Here is a 16361-nt window from a genome sequence, read left to right on the forward strand (position 1 = left end):
AACGGATTCCCGCCACCCGATGTCACACAGCCGCGACACCTTTCCACGCTGCTCGCGCCCGGTTGGCGAGAGCCCGTCGTACCACTACATTCCCGCCATGCACTCTGTGGCCGTACTGGCACTGGACGGCGTCATCCCGTTCGACCTCTCCGCCCCGGTCGACACCTTCGGCCGGGCGCGGCTGCCCGACGGCCGGGCGCCGTACCGGGTGCGGGTGTGCGCGGTGGAGCAGGAGGTGAGCGCCGGCGCCTTCACGGTGCGGGCGCCGTACGGCCTGGAGGCGCTGGCGGAGGCCGACACGATCATCCTGCCCGGGGTGGCGGAGCCGCCGGACACGCTGCCGCCGGAGGTCGCCGAAGCGCTCCGCTCGGCGGCGGCGAACGGCACCCGCATCGCGTCGATCTGCGTGGGCGCGTTCCTCTTCGCGGCGACGGGCCTGCTGGACGGCCTGCGGGCGACGACCCACTGGCTCGCCGCCGACCGGCTGGCGGCGCTGTACCCGGGGGTGAGCGTCGACCCGAACGTCCTGTACGTCGACAACGGCCAGTTCCTGACGTCGGCGGGCGCGGCGGCGGCCCTGGACATGTGCCTGCACATGATCCGCGGGGACTTCGGCTCGGCGGTCGCCGCGCACACGGCACGGCTGTCCGTGATGCCGCTGGAACGGGAGGGCGGACAGGCCCAGTTCATCGTCCACGACCTCCCGCCGGCCCCGGCCGGCGCGACCCTGGAGCCGCTGCTGCGCTGGCTGGAGGACCACTGCGACCGTGACCTGACGCTGGACGAGATCGCGGGGAAGGCCGGCATGAGCACCCGCACCCTCAATCGGCGCTTCCGCGAGCAGACCGGTACGACCCCGCTCCAGTGGCTGCACCGGGCGCGGGTGCGGCGGGCCCAGTACCTGCTGGAGACGACGGACCATCCGGTGGAACGGATCGCCGTCCAGACGGGGTTCGGGTCGCCGACGGCCTTCCGGGAACGGTTCCGCAGGGTGGCGGGGACGAGCCCGCAGGGGTACCGGAAGGCGTTCCGCCAGGGTGACGGGAACAGGTGAGGACCGCTCCTCGGCCGCTCCTCCAAGATCGGTTAGGGTGACGGGCCGTGGCACGTGCGAACGGGTGAACACCCCCGGCGCGTGCTGTTCGGTACGTCTTCGGGGGAGTCTCAGTGAGCAGCAGCCGAGGGGCCGCGTCCGCGCGCCTGCGATCGATACCCAGTCCCTTCGCGGTCGCCACGACGATGACCGCGCCGTCCCGTCCCGACCGGATCGAGGACCCGTTCGTCGCCGGACTCCAGCGGGCCCGTACGGCGGTGGGGATCGTCGCCACGGTGTGGCTGCTGATGGCGTACCCGCTGGCGGAGGGGCGGGAGCAGTTCGTCATGGGCAAGGTGGAGGACCTGCTCATCGGCAGTGGTCTCACCCTCGCCGTCGGCCTCGTCGCCGTGACCGCCTTCATCGCCACGGCCCGCTCACCGCTGGGCCGCCGTTACGCCGCCCGGCTGACCGGCCCGCTGAGCTCGCTGGGCGCGATCGCGCTGGGCGCCGGGGCGGCATGGCTGATGGTGATGATGCTGAAGGGCGACATCATCTCGACGGCCGACGTCGGCTACCACGGCATCCTGATCGGCCTGCTGGTCGGGGCGTTGTTCATCATCGGCGGGCTGGTCTGCGCGCTGCTCCTGCTCTTCGCGCTCCTCTTCACACTGGTCGCGCTGGTCCAGGGGCTCAACTCCTGCTTCCGCCTGGGGGACGTGCACGAGCTGCTGCCGGCCCTGATCTCCCCGCTCCTCGTCTGGTCCCTGTTCGTCCTCGGCCTCTTCGACGGCCCCGACGTCGCGGCCCCGCCCGTGGTCCTCTACACCTTCCTCCTCGGCGGCCCCGTCTCGGTGACGGCCCTGTCGGCCTGGGAGGTACGGAGACTGCGGACGCACCACGGGGTGACGCTGCGGGGGGCGTTGGGGAGGTAGCCGCCGGATTGGGGTGCCGGGTGCCGGGTGCCGGATGCCGGGTGCCGGGGCGCCGGGGTGCCGCCGGCACGGGGGCGCCAGGGTGCCGGGCGGCCGGGCCGCCCCCTGGGCGACCGGGCCGGGCCGGGCCGGGGCGACGGGATCGCTCAGGCCTTGCGGTCGGCGACGGCCCAGGAGGCGAGGGCGACGGCGCCGGCGACGCCGAGGACGGACGGCCAGGCGCCGACCTTCTTGGCGAGCGGGTGGGACCCGGCGAAGGCTGCCACGTACGCCACGGTCAACGCACCCGCCGCCTTCCCGCCGGCCCGGGAGCGCCACTGCTGCGCGGCCGCGGCACCGGCGACGGTCAGGACCGCCCCGCCCAGCTGCCGCTTCTTCGTCCAGCGGGCGACGCCGTAGCCGCCGACGAGCCCGGTAGCGGCGACGACCGCGCTGGGAACCCTGGCCATGAGTGCCTCCTCGTGTCCGTATGTCATCCCTTATGTCTGCCCTGAGGCTAACGCGCCGGCCGTGACGCGGAACCAACCTGAGTCGATGCTTGTCAACTTTCCGGCGGTGGTCTATATAAAGAGCTGTAGGGCATCGCATCCAATAGCTGAAGAGAGGAGTGACCCGTGATGCTCATGCGTACCGACCCGTTCCGCGACTTCGACCGACTCGCGCAGCAGGTCTTCGGCTCCGACGCCCGACCGTCGGCGATGCCGATGGACGCCTACCGCTCCGGGGACGATTTTCTGGTCCACTTCGACCTCCCCGGTATCGACCCCGAGACGATCGAGCTCGACGTCGAGCGCAACGTCCTCAACGTCCGTGCGGAGCGACGCAGCCCGGCCCCCGAGGGCGCGGAGATGCTGCTCGCCGAACGCCCCGAGGGCACGTTCACCCGCCAGCTGTTCCTCGGCGAGACCCTCGACGCCGACCGTATCGACGCCTCTTACGAGGCGGGTGTCCTCACCCTGACCATCCCGGTGGCCGAGCGAGCCAAGCCGCGCCGGATCCAGATCAGCGGCGGCGGCGACCGCAGGCAGCTCAGCGGCTGACGCCGGGGCGGCACCGATCCGGCCGCTGTCCACCGAAGCGACGGACGCGTCCCGAGACCGAGTGGGACCGGGACGCGTCCGCACGCCACGCGCCCCTGGCCCGGCGGACACCCCGCTCCACCACACCACACCCCACGCCGCCACGCCTCGCCGATGGCCCCACACGTCGCATGACACCACATGCCGCACATTGGCCGAACTCCTGCCCATACCCGCCGCGTTACGGGGTACCGGGCCTTCCGGTGCCCCGCAGCGTCCCGGAGGAGGAACCACCACGATGACCGTGACGACCCCGAAGCCGAGATCCACCGTCCCCGCCCTGACCCCGTCGCCGCGCCCCCGCGCCCGGGACGCGGCCGAGGACGCCGGCTGGCCGCAGCTGACCGAGGCGGTGCGCGAGGCGGGCCGGTACCCGACGAGGGCGGAGGCGGAAGCCGTCACCCGCATCGTGCTCACGGCCTTGGGCAGCCACGTCACCGGCGACGAACGGGTGGCCCTGGCACAGGCACTGCCGCGCGAGGCGGGCCGACTGATCGCGTCCCAGATCCCCGCGCCCCACCCCCTGTCGGCCCGCGAGTTCGTCGACACGGTGGCGACCCACATCGACGGCTCCACGCCGGCCACGGCCCGCTGGGACGTCAGCTCGGTCCTCAACGTCCTGGCGAACAGGATCGGCCAGTCCCTGACCACCCGCCTCCTGGCCCAACTCCCCCCGGGCTACGCCCTCCTCTTCGGCCGCGCGGACCTCGCCCCGACGGCATAGCCCCAGCACCAGGGCGCCGCTGACACCGCGCGCGGCGCCCTACGGTCGGTGGTAGGTGCCCCGGATTGGCAGATTCGTTCCGCGAAGCCAGCCAGTGGCGGAAACGGCGGATGGAACGGATCAGCCGATCAGCGCCAGAGCCGGAGAGGGACCTCCACCCACCGCCCCCGCGCCGCCGAACTCACCCGGCGTCCATGCGAGACGCGACCGCGCCCCCTCGCCCACGACGCGAACGCAGCCGACCCCAGGGCCCAACACGCCTCAGCCGGCCACTTTCCCCGGGCTGCCCGCTCGCTTCTCACCCGTGCTGGAGCGAGCCGAGTCAAGGGTGGCCCGAAGGGCCATCGGCGCAGCCGACGCGAAGCGCCCTTTACTCGGCTCGCGGAAGCACGACACTCACCAAAGAAGCGGGCGGCCCCACAGCAACTCACTAACCCTGAGCGGATGAACCGTTCAGGCACCGGTCATGTCGTGCAAGTAGCGCTCAGACTGCTTGTGCCCACACGGCGCTCGAACGCACGCCGGTGGACGATTTTCCTCGGCAAGCAAGGAAATCCAACCGTGACGCATGTGATCAGATGATTTACTTGTCCACTGACGCCCATCCCCCAACCCGGCTTCAGCCTAACTCCCTTGACGTGGCGTCAGGAGGCTTTCTATGCCCAAGTACAGCTATGACCTGCCCAAGCATGCCGTTGATCACGGCGTAGAGGTCAAGATCACTGAGCTCCTCATCGATCCTCAGGCGCAGCGAACGCTGAACGAGCGTCGTGCCCAGTCGATCGCCAACAACCTGGTCCGCGAGGCGATCGGAACCATCATCGTCTCGGAGCGTGAGGACGGTTCCCGGTACATCGTTGATGGTCAGCATCGAAAGCGTGCCTCTGAGCTGGCGGGACTGGAGACCATCAGAGCTGACATTCACTATGGACTCACCCAGGAGCAGGAGGCCATCCTGTTCCTGATCAAAAACCGCGAGTCGCACAAGCCCCGCCCGATCGACGAGTACCACGTGGGCCTAACTGGAGGCGTGCCGCTGTTCGTCGACACAGACCGCGTTCTGAGGGCTCACAGGCTCAGCCTCGGTTCCTCGTCGACCAATAGCGTCGGGGCCGTGTCTGGTGTGCTGCAGATTACGGACCGTTACGGAGCGGATGTCCTCGACCGCACCCTTACGATCGCGGAAGAAGCGTGGGGGCGTAGTGCGGAGTCCTGGGACGGCATGCTCCTCGGGGGGATAGGGATGTTCCTTGGTCGCCACGGTGACCTCGTCAACGACCCGGAGCTCGCGAAGAGGCTTGAGCGCACGGCCACGGCCGCGAAGTGGCGCTCGCAGGTTCTGAGCGCCTCGTCTAACGGGGGTTTCAACAACAGCGGAACCGGTTCTCGGATCAGCGTCAGCTACCGCCTTGTCTTGGACGCGTGGAACAAGGGGCGGCGACCGGCCAACCGCATCGAGGGGTGAGGTTAGCCGCATTCAAGAAGACCTGATGCGGCTTCTCCAGAGGGGCCTGAGTGATGGTTCAGGCCCCTCTTCCGTTGGGATCGCGGCTATCTGAGCGCATCCTGCGTCAGGGCACGTATGAAGGCTCGCCATGTATCAGAGTGGACCTGGACCACCGAGGCTTCTGTCTGCTTTGAATCACGTATGAGCGCGTCTGCGCCGGTGTACGCGCACTCCACGCACTCGGTTCCGCTGCCGCCGCTGTGAGACGACTTGAACCACTGCAGTTCTGGTGTCGTTGCCATCAAGGCTCCTTGCTGATCCGTTCGATGAGTTCGGCTGAAGACTCGAAGTCGAGTGCCTGAGCACTGAGGTACTCGAATGCCAGCTTGTAACGTTCTAGTTCCGCCGGTTTCTCCATGAAGAGGCCGCCACCGATCAGATCTACGTACACCACGTCGAGCTCGCGAGTCTGTCCGCGTAGGACGGCGAAGCTACCCACGGCTGCTGCATGCGCGCCCCGTGCGAACGGGAGCACCTGGATAGTGACGTGTGGCCGTTCGGATTGAGCGAGTAGGTGTGCCAACTGCTGCTGCATGACCTCGCGACCGCCGACGAATCGACGGATGGCCGCCTCGTCGATCACACACCAGATGTGGGGTGGGTCCTCGCGGTCCAGCAGCTCCTGGCGCTTCATGCGGATGTCGACCATGTGTTGGACCTCGCGATCCGGACACTGCACCTCAGAGGCCCGGTGCACGGCTTCGGCATAGGACCGGGTCTGTAGGAGGCCCGGCACGTACATACAGGCGTAGTGGTCCTCGCGTACGACCTCGTCTTCGAGGGTCAGCATGAGGTTCATGGACTCCGGGATGGAATCGGCCAGAGAACGCCACCAGCCCTGGATCTTGGCGCCCTTGGCCAGCTCGACCAGGGCGACGCGTTCCTCGTCCGTGGCGTCATACTCGCGGCACAACGCGTCGACGGCCGGCCACTTCACGGTGCCTTCCTTCGTCTCGTACCGGCTGAGTGTTGCCTTCGAGATGCCGACGCGAGCTCCCGCCTCCTCCAAGGTCAGCCCCTTCAGCTCGCGGAGTCGACGGAGGTCAGCTCCCAGCTGGCGCCTACGGGTGGTGGGTCCAACTGCCATGGCTGCGGCCCTTCCTGTCCGTGCGGTAGATCGTCCTCGCCCTCTTGGGCGCGCTGCAAGGTGGTGTGCGCGGGGGGCGCGTTGCGTTGGGTCCCACTCCTCCTCGCTCACTATGAGAGTTCCATTTTGGAACTCCAGCTGCAACTCTTAGTCGTGAAGCCATCACTGTAAGTGTGGAGTGTTGGGCTCAGTCGAGTAAGGGAGTTGAGGACCGATGGACTGCATCGGTTGCATGCCACGAACGGCATGGAAGCGACCGTTTCTAGCTGAGGCGCAGGAAGTTGCCCAGCTGCGACGATCCCTGCGGCACCACCTTGACCGCTGGGGGCTGCACGAACTCAGTGAAGCCGCACAACTGTGCGTCAGCGAGCTCGTGACCAACGTCATCAAGCATGTAGGCCCAGGCACCCCGACCACGCTGACGGTGTGTATGAGTGGCACCCGTCTACGTATCGAGGTCCATGACCCCGACCCCCGCGCCCTTCCCACACTGACTGACGCGACATCGGACGCTGAGGCGGGGCGCGGGCTGGCCCTCATCGACGCTGTCGCCGATCGTTGGGGTGTCGACCTCGCTCCTGGCCGTAAGGCGACCTGGTGCGAACTTCGCACGAGCCTCACGAAGGCGGATGGGCACACTCCCGGTCCTCGCGTGGCCCGGGCGGCCAACGTGCTCGGGCTCTACGCCCGTGGCATGCAGCTGCCGACGGGGTCCCAAGGCCGGCTTTGGACGACAGCGGTGGCAGAGGCGGCCATCCATGTGATCGCCGATCTCCTGCACTGGCTTGGCGCGCATGGCCTGGACCCGGACGAGGTGCTGGAGCGTGCCCAGACTCACTTCCAGGTCGACGCAGAACGTCCCTGACCCTCAGCGCGGCATGCCATGGTCAGCTTGCCGTGATGGCCGAGTAGGTCCACACGTCGGCCGGAAGCTCGTGCTTCAGGCGCCAGGTGATCGCCATTGGCTTGCTGCCGGTGTGTCGATCGTAGGTGGCAGGTCCGAGCAGCATCCACGGCTGGGACTTGCCTATGTCGGTGTTCTTGTAGCGCCGCATGAAGAGAAGGACATGGCTCCCGCGATCCTTGTGTTGCCGGTAGCGCAGGCCGGTACGGGAGTCAGCGGCCGTGGAGTTTTGGGACTCCCAGTGGAAGAGCGTTGGGCTCAGCGCGTAGTCCTTGTACCGGACCGTGGGCGAGAAGTCCTTCTCGTTCTTCTCCAAGGTGATGAGCAAGGCGTCCGTCTGAAGCTCCTCCACCCACTGCACACCTTGCGCGAAGGATCGAGGCATCTGCCCACCGAAGCGCGCCACGCCGAGGGCAGCCAGGATCTCGGAGCGGTTGTAGGCACTGTGAACCTTCAGCGGGACCTCGCCGAGGCGGCCGGACAGAGCGATGGGGAAATGGTCAGCCTGCTCGAAGACGTGCGCTATCACCTGCTGCAACTCGTCGCGGACCGCCTTCTGGGAACGCAGAGAGTCCAGCCCCTCCTGGAAGCTGGTGAAGCCACCTGCGTTGTCCCAGAGGTTGAAGAACAGCATGCGGGCGTACGTCTGATCGGTGGGGCTCAGGTCCTCGTACGGTGGAGCGTCGTCCTGGAGGAGGCGAAGGTAGGCCTCCGCCCGCTCCGGGTCGTCTACGTGGAGGAAGGCGTGGACCCGCTTGAGAAGGGCGGCTTCTCCCGCGGGTGCAGAGTCGTCTATCAGGTTGGCTCGGCGTAGGACTGCCGTCCAGGAGTTGTCGCTCTTGTACAGCTCCTTGATCTCTCGACGGCTCTCCCGAAGGTAGTCGGCGAGGCGGGGCGTGCCGTAGGCCCTGACCTCCTTGACCAGCGTCTTCACCGTGGCACCCAGCTGAGCCCGGATGTTGTCGATGACGAGGTGTTTCGACTTGCCTTCCAGGATGATCTGGCAGCCGGACGGTAGCTGCGGGAAGTCGTGCTCAATGTGATCGAGGAGTCGGTTCCGCGACAAATTCGTCATGGCCCGGAACTGTTCCTCGAAGCGGAACTCAGCCCGGTGCTGCCCGATGAAGTCGAGAACGGTAAGAACGGGCTTCGTTTCGGTTCGCCGCAGGCCTCGTCCCAGCTGCTGCAGGAAGACAGTGGCACTGTTGGTGGGACGGAGGAGGAGTAGCGTGTCGACATCAGGGATGTCGAGTCCCTCATTGAACAGGTCGACGGAGAAGATCACTTGGAGTTTTCCGTCGCGAAGGTCAGACAGTGCCTGGGAGCGCACGTCGGGGGGAGAGTCACTGTCGAGCGCGACCGCCTGGAAGCCGGCACTTCGGAAGAAGTCCGCCATGAAATGAGCGTGCGCCTTGGTTACGCAGAAGCCCAGCGCCCGCATCGCGGCTGGGTTGGACACCTTGTCCCGGATCTGCTTGACCACAATCCGTGCACGGGCGTGGTTGCCCGTGTACAGGTTGTCGAGGTCCTGATCGGCGTACGAGCCCTTTTGCCAGCCAAGGTCCGTCAGATCCGTGCCGTCTGGAATCCCGAAATAGTGGAAGGGGCAGAGCAGATCGTTTTCCAGGGCTTCCCAGAGCCGCATCTCGGCAGCGATCCGGCCGTCGAAGAACTCGTCCTGAACGTTGAGCCCGTCCATCCGCTCTGGTGTGGCTGTCAGACCCAGCAGTTCCTTCGGCGTGAAGTGGGTGATGACCCGCCGATAGGTGGTGGCGGTGGCATGGTGGAACTCGTCGATGACGATGATGTCGAAATGGTCGGGTGCCAGTTGCTCAAGGCGCTGGACATTGAGCGATTGGACGCTGGCGAAGACATGGTTCCACTCGCGTGGATCCTGCCCTGCGTGCAGCAGCTCTCCGAACGACGCATCGTCCAGCACCTCCCGGTAGGTGCGGAGGGACTGCTTGAGGATCTCCTTGCGGTGGGCCACGAACAGCAGTCTCGGTCGGCCCCCTCCCGACGTACGGCATAGGTTGCGGTAGTCCAGGGCAGCCATCACCGTCTTGCCGGTTCCAGTTGCTGCGACCAGAAGGTTGCGATGACGCCCGCGGAGCTCCCGCTCGACGGTAAGCCGCTCCAGCATGTCCCGCTGGTGGGGGAAGGGGCGTACCTCCAGGCCGGAGAGGCTGATCTTCAGGTCCGCGCTGGCGGGGGAGCCACTGGCTTGGGCCAGCGCTTCATCGAGGCGTTCGCCGTGCAGGTCGGGGTCGTACGTCTCGAATGCGATGTCGTTCCAGTACGCGTCGAAGGTCGCCTCGAACTTGTTCAGCACCGCAGGTGTCGCGACCGACGACAGACGTACGTTCCACTCCAGACCGTCGACAAGCGCCGCCTTCGAAAGGTTGGAACTGCCCACGTATGCGGTGTCAAAGCCTGTCTGACGTCTGAAGAGCCAGGCCTTGGCGTGCAATCGGGTGGAACGGGTCTCGTAGTTGATCTTTACAGTGGCGCCGAAGTCCCGGACTAGACGGTCAAGGGCATGACGGTCGGTGGCGCCGATGTAGGTGGTTGTGATGACGCGAATCGGTACGCCTCGTTCCCTGGCGGCGCGCAGTGACTCTTCCAGGACACGGATGCCGTACCACTTCACGAAGGCACAGAGCAGATCAATACGGTCTGCCGTGGCCAGCTCCGCCCTGAGCTCGGCACCAAGGCTGAGGTCCTCCGGGGAGTTGGTGATCAGCGACGTCTCAGATAGAGGTGTCAAGGGGCGCAAGGCGTATACCCCCGCTGCCTCCTGCCGGGCGAGCGTCAAGAGCTGCCGCGGGCCCTCCACGATGGCGCTGACGGCGTCCGCATCGCTCGGTTCGGGATCACTCGTAGCGAGAGCCTCGAGGATGCGGTTCGCTGCCTTAACGCGCTCCGCTGGCGGAAGTTGGGCCAACCGTTGGCCGACAGCGTCACCTATGTGGCGAGCCAGGACATGGGGAGCCGACTCCGAGCTGACCTCTGCGTCGATGACCTTCCAGCCCGCCGCTTCGAATCGCTCCAACTCACTGCGTACGTCCTGCGTGATCAGCTTCTCGTACACGCCCGCGATCGGCTTCGACTCGCCCGTCGGTTCCGCCACGCTTGCCCCCTGATCCCTCGCGGTGCCCCTGCCCGACCTCACGCACCGATATGGATCAGTTCTAACAGCCCCCACTGACAAGTGGGGGCCGGGTGTTGAAACGCAGCCGAGGCGCTGGCACACCCCAGCAGGGGCCGTAGGGTCGCCCGCTTCTCGGCATTGTCGTGCTTCCGCGGCCCGCCTCAAGGGCGCGTCCGCTTCGCTCCCGCGTCGGCTGGCGCCGATGGCCCTTCGGGCCACCCTTGACCCGGGCCGCTCCAGCACGGGGAAGAAGCGAGCGGGCGGCCCGGGGAAGGCGGGGCCTCAGGGGAGTGGTCGCCTGGGTGGGCTGGAGGGTCGGCCGGAGCAAGGGGCGCACCAGCCGTGTGGCGGCACGCCGGGTCGGCTAAGCGGCTATCCCAGGGGCGGGGTCGTAGCGTTCCTGCCTCTATGCGCCGTGGCAGCTCGCGTAGACCTCTTCCGCCCCACACCAACACCCCGCTCCAGCCTGCGGCGGCCAGGCCACCGCCCGCCCGCGGGCCGCCAGTGTCGTCGCGTACTGCGGGAGCAGCGTGGCGTCGTCCGGGGACGTGCCCTCCGACGCCGCGAAGGCCTCGTAGGAGGGGACCGTGCCCGTGACGATGCCCAGGTTTCCCGTGCCCGACGAGGACAGCTCGCGCAGGGAGGACTCTATGGTCGACAGGTGGGCCTCGTGGGACGGGTACTCCGAGGTCAGCGTCGGGTACGCCGACAGCAGTTCCGTCAGTTCCGGGGCCGGCCAGTGGAGGATCGCGACCGGGAACGGGCGGGACAGCGCCTCTCGGTAGGCGCCCAGTTCCGCGCGGAGGCGGGAGATCTCCGCTTCCAGTTCCGCCGGGTTGTCCGAGCCCAGGGACCACACGCGTTTGGGGTCGTGGAGTTCGTCCAGGGTGACGGAGGCCGTGTGGAGGTTGTCGGCCAGGGTGTCCCAGTCATCGTGGGGCAGGCCCAGCATGCGGCGGACGCGGTGGCGGCCGTAGAGGACGGGGTGGGTGGCGGGGGGCGGCTCCGTCGCGTCCGGCACGAAGAGGCTCGCGGCCTCCGTGAAGGTGTCCGCCGCCGCCTGGAGCTCGTCGTGGGCTTCCAGGGCCTCGGCCACGATCACCCAGGGGCCCGGGTCCCGGGGAGCCGTGGTGCGGATGCCGTCGATGATCGCCCTGGCCTCCGCCTCGTGGCCGTACTCCCAGAGGTTGGACGCCTTCAGGGCCCGCACCAGGTGGGGGTTGTCCAGGCCGTCGGCGGAGCTCAGCAGGCGGTCGTAGAGCGTGCTCGCCGCGGGGCGGTCGCCGGACAGTTCCAGGTGGGCAGCCGCCCGGAGGAGGAGGGTCTCGGCGTCCTCGGGGTACAGGCCGGCGGTCCGCTCCAGGCGTGCCGCTTCTGCGGTGTGGTCGACGTTCTCGGCAGGCGTGTCGGGGCGCATGGGGGACACCGTACTGCCGGGCGGTGACAAAAGTGAGGCGTGGAGGGGTGAGGGGGAGGTGCGGGGGAGGGCGGCCGGGGATCTCCCCCGCTCCGTCTCTGGTCAGTTGAGGGCGCCGGGCCTATCGTGCGGGCGGCTTCGGCTGGAGGTGGGGTGCGGATGCGGGCTGCGGCGGGCGTGCGGGTCGTGCGGCACGGGGACCGGCGGCGGCGTGCCCGGTACGGGCGGGTGCTGTGGGGCGGCGGCGAGGTGCTCGTGACGGCCGGGCTGGTGCTCCTGTTGCTGGTCGTGCACCAGTTGTGGTGGACCAACCGGGAGGCCCGGCGGGGAGCCGAGCGGAAGGTGGCGGCGCTGGAGCGGGAGTGGGGGAGCGGTGCGGCGGCCGCCGACGGCGGGACCTCCGGGGGCGTCGGCGGTTCCGGTGGCTCGGGTGGGCACGTGGGCGGTGATTCCGGTGCGGTTTCCGGTGCGGAGCCGGATGGGTCCGGGGCGTCCCGTGCGGCACGGGGCTCGTACGCCCCCGCGTCCCCGCCCCGGCGGTCCCAGGCGTACGCCGTGCTCACCATCCCCCGGCTGGATATGCGCGTGCCCGTCGCCGAGGGGGTGAGCAAGGCGGACGTGCTGAACAAGGGGTACGTCGGTCACTACCGCGGCACCCAGCAGCCGGGGCAGGCGGGGAACTTCGCGCTCGCCGGGCACCGGAACACGCACGGCGAGCCGTTCCGGTACCTGCCCCGGCTGCGGCGGGGGGACAGCATCGAGGTGGAGACGCGGTCGGCGACGTACACGTACGGCGTCGACCAGGTGCTGCCGCGGACGTCGGCGAGGGATTACGGGGTCGTCCGGCCGGTCCCGCGCTCGCGCGTGCGGCCCGGGTACGGGTACGACGCGCCGGGCTACTACCTCACCCTCACCACCTGTACGCCCGAGTTCACCTCCCGGTACCGAATGGTGGTGTGGGCCAAGCTGGTGTCCATGCGGCCGAGGTGAGCCGGGGGCCGGCCGGTCGTGCCCAGTTCCGTGGGGCCGGTGCCGCTGCTGTCTCGCCGGCCGCTCGGGCCTGCTCCCGTGATGCCGGTGCCGTCGCCGTGGGGCCGGCGGCCCGGGCCCGCTCCCATGGTGCCGCCGTCGTGGGGCCGGCCGCTCATGCCCGGTCCCGTGGGGCCAGGACCGCCACCGCGCCCGCCGCCGCCAGTCCCGCCGACACCAGCAGGGCGATGTTCGCGCCCCGGGCCAGGTCGCCGGCCGATGTGGCGAGGGCGATGGTCAGGGCCACGCCGGCGCAGGAGCCGATGTAGCGGAAGGTCTGCTGCGCGCCGGAGCCCATCGCGGCCCGCCCGGCCGGTACCGACTCGACGGCGAGCAGCGGCAGCGCGCCGTTCAGCAGGCCGCTGCCGAGGCCGCCGATGATCAGGCCGGGCAGCAGCCGGGGCCACGTGCCGGAGCCGATGGCGCCGAGCATCGTCACCGTGGCCACCGCGTGCAGGGCGAAGCCGAGGGCGAGCTGGGTGCGCGGGGCGACCCGGCCGGCCAGGTGCTTGACCTGGAGGGCCACGGCGAAGCTCAGCCCCGACCACAGCAGGAACAGCCAGGCCGTGGCCAGCGGCGAGAGCCGGAGCGCCTGCTGGAGCAGCGCCGGCAGGAAGCTGAACATGCCGATCACGGCCAGGCCGGTGAACAGGCCGCCCGCGGAGGAGGCCAGGAAGCGGGGGCGGCGCAGCAGCCCGAGGTCGATCATCGGGGTGCCGGTCCGGTGTTCCACCGCGACGAACACGGCGACCAGGGCGACGGCCGCCCCGAGCAGCAGGCCGACCGGGGCGCGCAGCCAGCCGTCCCGGCCCAGGGTCAGGGCCGCGACCAGCGCCACCAGGGCCAGGCCGAAGGTGAGCGCGCCGAGCACGTCCGGCCGGCCGCCGCGCGGGGCGCGTGACTCGGTCAGGGCCCGGGTGCCGAGCGCGGCCACGCCGAGGGCGGCGGCGCCCAGGACGCCGTAGCCGATCCGCCAGTTCGGCAGCGCGCCCGCGAGCAGCGGGCCCACGGCGATGCCGCCGCTGACGAAGGCGCCCCACACGCCGGTGGCGTGCAGCCGGCCGCGCGGGCTGGGGAAGGCGTGCACGATCAGGCCGAGGGCGCTGGCCAGCAGGGCCGCGCTGGCCGCGCCCTGGGCGATGCGGGCCAGGGTGAACTGCCAGGTCGACGTGGTGAACGCGCCGAGGGCGGTGGTGAGGCCGAGGGCCAGGGTGCCGGCGAGGAAGACCCGGCGGCGGCCGTAGTCGTCGGCGAGGCTGCCGGCCACGAGCAGGAGGGCGGCGAGGCCGAGGGGGGTGCCGTTGAGCAGCCAGGCCTGGGCGGAGAGCGGGGTGTGCAGGGCGCTCGCGGTGTCCGGCAGCGTGACCATCGGGGCCGTGTACGTCATCAGGGCCACGGCGGTGGCCGCGCTGGTCAGGGCGAGCGTGGCGCGGGGGCGTGCGGGGGTGTCCCGGGGGGAGCGGGCGTGTACGGCCGTGGGGGGCGTGGCGGAGTCGAGCCGGGTCATGGCCTGTCCTGTTCCTTCCGTGGCCCCGGTCTGTCCGGCGGAGCCTGCGGCAGTCGGTTCAATCATTGAATCGACCTGTCCCCGCCACCGTAGCACCATCGGTTCGTTCACTGAACCTACCGGCTGCCAGTGGTTACAGTGGAGGGCATGGCACTGGGCAAGGACTATGTGACGCAGGAGTGCTCGATCGCCCGCGCGCTGGAGGTCGTCGGCGAGCGGTGGACGCTGCTCGTCGTCCGCGACGCGATCTACGGCGTCCGGCGCTACAACGACTTCCTCGTCCACCTCGGCATCCCGCGGGCCGTCCTGTCGGCCCGGCTCCGGACCCTCACCGAGGAGGGGGTCCTCGAGAAGCGCCGGTACCAGGAGACACCGCCCCGGGACGAGTACGTCGTCACCGAGCGCGGCGCCGCGCTGTGGCCCGCGCTGCGCGCCCTCGGACAGTGGGGGCGCGAGTACGTCGACGGCAACCGGCTGCGGTCCTTCCGGCACGCGGACTGCGGCGGGGACGTCGAGCCGTACGGAACGTGCGCCGCCTGCGGAACTCTCGTGCCGGTCGCGGACGTTGTCATGGTGCCGGGCCCGGGACTGGACTCCGCGCCCGCGGATCCGGTCAGCAGGGCGCTGCTGCGGCCGAAGCGGCTGCTGGAGCCCCTGGAGACCGATCCGGTGCACCTGGCACACTGAGAACCAGACGAAGGGGAAGGGGGGAGTGCCGATGCGCAGCAATGCCGTCACGCGTCCCCTCGTCCCGCTGATGCTGCTGGCGCAGTTGCTGCTGCTCCAGGCGGCCCTCCTCGGCGCCGGCGGCCTCACCACCGCCGTCGCCCTCGCCGCGACCGCCACCACCGCCGCCGCGCTCGCCGCCTGCGCCCTGCTGGCCGCGCGCAGCGTGCCCGCCGTACCCCCGACCCGCGTGCGCACCGCGATACGCGACCGGGCCCGCCGTACGGCGTTCCTGCCCCAGCGCGACCCCGACGCGCCCGGCCGGCGGCGGCCCAGAGCACCCGGACACATGGGTCCGGCGACCGCCGCGTAGGGCACGTCCTCGCACATCTCAGCGCGTGACCCCGCGCGGGTCGTCATGCCGATTTCCGTCCGTCACCGGCCGATTCCGGTGACTTCCGGCACGACGAGACCCCCGGAGGGCTCACCCATGTCCGTTTTCGCCCGTCTGGTCGAGCACCTCGCCGACCTGCTGACCCCGCTTTTCCACGCCTCCGCGGCGGCCGCCGCGATCGTCCTGTTCACCGCGCTCGTACGGCTCCTCGTCCACCCGCTGTCCCGGGCCGCCGCCCGCGGCCGGCGCGCCCAGGCCGCGCTGCAGCCGAGAATCGCCGACCTGCGCAAGAAGCACGCCAAGGACCCCCGGCGGCTCCAGCAGGCGGTGCTCGAACTGCACGCCGAGGAAAAGGTGTCACCGCTCGCCGGCATTTGGCCCAGCCTGCTCCAGCTGCCCGCCTTCTTCCTCCTCTACCACCTCTTCTCCAGCGGCACGATCGGCGGCGAGGGCAACGGCCTGCTCGGCCACCGGCTGTTCGCGGCACCGCTCGGCGGTCGCTGGGCCGACGCGCTCGCCGACGGCGGCCCGGCCGGCCCGGCCGGTCTGGTCTACCTCGGCCTGTTCGCCGTCGTCGCGGCCGTCGCCACCGTCAACTACCGGCGGGCACGGCGGACGACGGCCCTGCAGCCCGCCCCGCTCGCCGGCGGCGACCAGGTGCCCGGCCTCGCCGCGGTCACCCGGGTCGCGCCGCTGCTGTCCTTCCTCACCCTCGTCACGGTGGCGGTCGTCCCGCTGGCCGCCGCGCTCTACGTCGTCACCAGTACGGCCTGGAGCGCGGCGGAACAGGCCCTGCTGTACCGCTGAGCAGGGCGTGCCGTACCGCTGAGCAGGGCGTGCCGTACCGCTGAGCGGTCGGGGTTACGGTCCAGTACGTGAACAGGGTCTTGCGGACTGGACCTGGCGATTGGAGGATCAGCCAGTCCTC

16 protein-coding genes are annotated in these 16361 nt (G+C 69.7%); 10 read left to right on the top strand and 6 right to left on the bottom strand.

Annotation, left to right across the window (positions count from 1 at the left end; all coding sequences use genetic code 11):
* Nucleotides 1-97: 97 nt before the first annotated feature.
* The gene (locus FHS34_RS00675; RefSeq protein WP_184958349.1) at nt 98-1054 is read left to right on the top strand and encodes a GlxA family transcriptional regulator; all 957 of its coding nucleotides are present in this window, start codon (nt 98-100) and stop codon (nt 1052-1054) included.
* Nucleotides 1055-1167: 113 nt separating this feature from the next.
* Entirely contained in the window at nt 1168-1968 is an 801-nt protein-coding gene (locus FHS34_RS00680) for a hypothetical protein (RefSeq protein ID WP_184958351.1), read from the top strand.
* A 146-nt stretch (nt 1969-2114) separates the two neighbouring features.
* Here FHS34_RS00680 and FHS34_RS00685 read toward each other — a convergent pair whose 3' ends face one another.
* The gene (locus tag FHS34_RS00685; protein ID WP_184958353.1) at nt 2115-2417 is read right to left on the bottom strand and encodes a hypothetical protein; all 303 of its coding nucleotides are present in this window, start codon (nt 2415-2417) and stop codon (nt 2115-2117) included.
* Between the two features lie 168 nt (nt 2418-2585).
* Here FHS34_RS00685 and FHS34_RS00690 point away from each other — a divergent pair, with 168 nt between their 5' ends.
* The 3 genes from FHS34_RS00690 to FHS34_RS00700 all read left to right on the top strand — a co-directional run bounded on the left by FHS34_RS00690 (nt 2586) and on the right by FHS34_RS00700 (nt 5236).
* The gene (locus FHS34_RS00690) at nt 2586-3008 is read left to right on the top strand and encodes an Hsp20/alpha crystallin family protein (RefSeq protein ID WP_184958355.1); all 423 of its coding nucleotides are present in this window, start codon (nt 2586-2588) and stop codon (nt 3006-3008) included.
* 277 nt (nt 3009-3285) lie between these two features.
* Complete coding sequence (locus FHS34_RS00695; protein WP_184958358.1) at nt 3286-3771, top strand: DUF2267 domain-containing protein; 486 nt, start codon at nt 3286-3288, stop codon at nt 3769-3771.
* A 658-nt stretch (nt 3772-4429) separates the two neighbouring features.
* Entirely contained in the window at nt 4430-5236 is an 807-nt protein-coding gene (locus FHS34_RS00700) for a DUF6551 family protein (RefSeq protein WP_184958360.1), read from the top strand.
* An 86-nt stretch (nt 5237-5322) separates the two neighbouring features.
* On the opposite strand, the gene FHS34_RS00705 is transcribed toward FHS34_RS00700, so the two are convergent.
* Nucleotides 5323-5520, bottom strand: coding sequence for a DUF397 domain-containing protein (locus FHS34_RS00705; protein WP_184958362.1), 198 nt, complete (start codon nt 5518-5520; stop codon nt 5323-5325).
* Entirely contained in the window at nt 5520-6365 is an 846-nt protein-coding gene (locus FHS34_RS00710; protein WP_184958364.1) for a helix-turn-helix domain-containing protein, read from the bottom strand. The genes FHS34_RS00705 and FHS34_RS00710 overlap by 1 nt, the downstream gene beginning before the upstream one ends.
* Before the next feature lie 214 nt (nt 6366-6579).
* Between FHS34_RS00710 and FHS34_RS00715 the strand changes: the two genes are divergently transcribed.
* Nucleotides 6580-7230, top strand: coding sequence for an ATP-binding protein (locus FHS34_RS00715; protein WP_184958366.1), 651 nt, complete (start codon nt 6580-6582; stop codon nt 7228-7230).
* A 22-nt stretch (nt 7231-7252) separates the two neighbouring features.
* Here FHS34_RS00715 and FHS34_RS00720 read toward each other — a convergent pair whose 3' ends face one another.
* Nucleotides 7253-10399 (bottom strand): DEAD/DEAH box helicase, encoded by a 3147-nt coding sequence (locus FHS34_RS00720; protein ID WP_184958368.1) that lies wholly within the window; start codon nt 10397-10399, stop codon nt 7253-7255.
* Between the two features lie 427 nt (nt 10400-10826).
* Nucleotides 10827-11837, bottom strand: coding sequence for a tetratricopeptide repeat protein (locus tag FHS34_RS00725; RefSeq protein WP_184958370.1), 1011 nt, complete (start codon nt 11835-11837; stop codon nt 10827-10829).
* Nucleotides 11838-11996: 159 nt separating this feature from the next.
* Between FHS34_RS00725 and FHS34_RS00730 the strand changes: the two genes are divergently transcribed.
* Nucleotides 11997-12827: a class E sortase gene (locus FHS34_RS00730; protein WP_184958373.1), complete on the top strand. Its 831-nt coding sequence runs from the start codon at nt 11997-11999 to the stop codon at nt 12825-12827.
* 154 nt (nt 12828-12981) lie between these two features.
* On the opposite strand, the gene FHS34_RS00735 is transcribed toward FHS34_RS00730, so the two are convergent.
* Entirely contained in the window at nt 12982-14373 is a 1392-nt protein-coding gene (locus FHS34_RS00735; protein ID WP_184958375.1) for an MFS transporter, read from the bottom strand.
* A 147-nt stretch (nt 14374-14520) separates the two neighbouring features.
* Here FHS34_RS00735 and FHS34_RS00740 point away from each other — a divergent pair, with 147 nt between their 5' ends.
* From FHS34_RS00740 to FHS34_RS00750, 3 genes are all read left to right on the top strand, one after another.
* Nucleotides 14521-15060, top strand: a complete 540-nt coding sequence (locus tag FHS34_RS00740) for a winged helix-turn-helix transcriptional regulator (protein ID WP_221508395.1) — start codon at nt 14521-14523, stop codon at nt 15058-15060.
* A 31-nt stretch (nt 15061-15091) separates the two neighbouring features.
* Nucleotides 15092-15412, top strand: a complete 321-nt coding sequence (locus FHS34_RS00745; RefSeq protein WP_184958377.1) for a DUF6412 domain-containing protein — start codon at nt 15092-15094, stop codon at nt 15410-15412.
* Between the two features lie 117 nt (nt 15413-15529).
* Complete coding sequence (locus FHS34_RS00750) at nt 15530-16240, top strand: YidC/Oxa1 family membrane protein insertase (protein ID WP_184958379.1); 711 nt, start codon at nt 15530-15532, stop codon at nt 16238-16240.
* The last annotated feature ends 121 nt before the right edge of the window (nt 16241-16361 follow it).

It is taken from the genome of Streptomyces echinatus (genome assembly GCF_014203595.1).
Lineage (GTDB): Bacteria > Actinomycetota > Actinomycetes > Streptomycetales > Streptomycetaceae > Streptomyces > Streptomyces echinatus.

Coding starts and splice junctions, on each gene's coding strand:
- FHS34_RS00715 (WP_184958366.1), top strand. CDS start 6,580: ATGGACTGCATCGGTTGCATGCCACGAACGGCATGGAAGCGACCGTTT.
- FHS34_RS00740 (WP_221508395.1), top strand. CDS start 14,521: ATGGCACTGGGCAAGGACTATGTGACGCAGGAGTGCTCGATCGCCCGC.
- FHS34_RS00690 (WP_184958355.1), top strand. CDS start 2,586: ATGCTCATGCGTACCGACCCGTTCCGCGACTTCGACCGACTCGCGCAG.
- FHS34_RS00700 (WP_184958360.1), top strand. CDS start 4,430: ATGCCCAAGTACAGCTATGACCTGCCCAAGCATGCCGTTGATCACGGC.
- FHS34_RS00735 (WP_184958375.1), bottom strand. CDS start 14,373: ATGACCCGGCTCGACTCCGCCACGCCCCCCACGGCCGTACACGCCCGC.
- FHS34_RS00725 (WP_184958370.1), bottom strand. CDS start 11,837: ATGCGCCCCGACACGCCTGCCGAGAACGTCGACCACACCGCAGAAGCG.
- FHS34_RS00710 (WP_184958364.1), bottom strand. CDS start 6,365: ATGGCAGTTGGACCCACCACCCGTAGGCGCCAGCTGGGAGCTGACCTC.
- FHS34_RS00730 (WP_184958373.1), top strand. CDS start 11,997: ATGCGGGCTGCGGCGGGCGTGCGGGTCGTGCGGCACGGGGACCGGCGG.
- FHS34_RS00750 (WP_184958379.1), top strand. CDS start 15,530: ATGTCCGTTTTCGCCCGTCTGGTCGAGCACCTCGCCGACCTGCTGACC.
- FHS34_RS00685 (WP_184958353.1), bottom strand. CDS start 2,417: ATGGCCAGGGTTCCCAGCGCGGTCGTCGCCGCTACCGGGCTCGTCGGC.
- FHS34_RS00745 (WP_184958377.1), top strand. CDS start 15,092: ATGCGCAGCAATGCCGTCACGCGTCCCCTCGTCCCGCTGATGCTGCTG.
- FHS34_RS00695 (WP_184958358.1), top strand. CDS start 3,286: ATGACCGTGACGACCCCGAAGCCGAGATCCACCGTCCCCGCCCTGACC.
- FHS34_RS00705 (WP_184958362.1), bottom strand. CDS start 5,520: ATGGCAACGACACCAGAACTGCAGTGGTTCAAGTCGTCTCACAGCGGC.
- FHS34_RS00675 (WP_184958349.1), top strand. CDS start 98: ATGCACTCTGTGGCCGTACTGGCACTGGACGGCGTCATCCCGTTCGAC.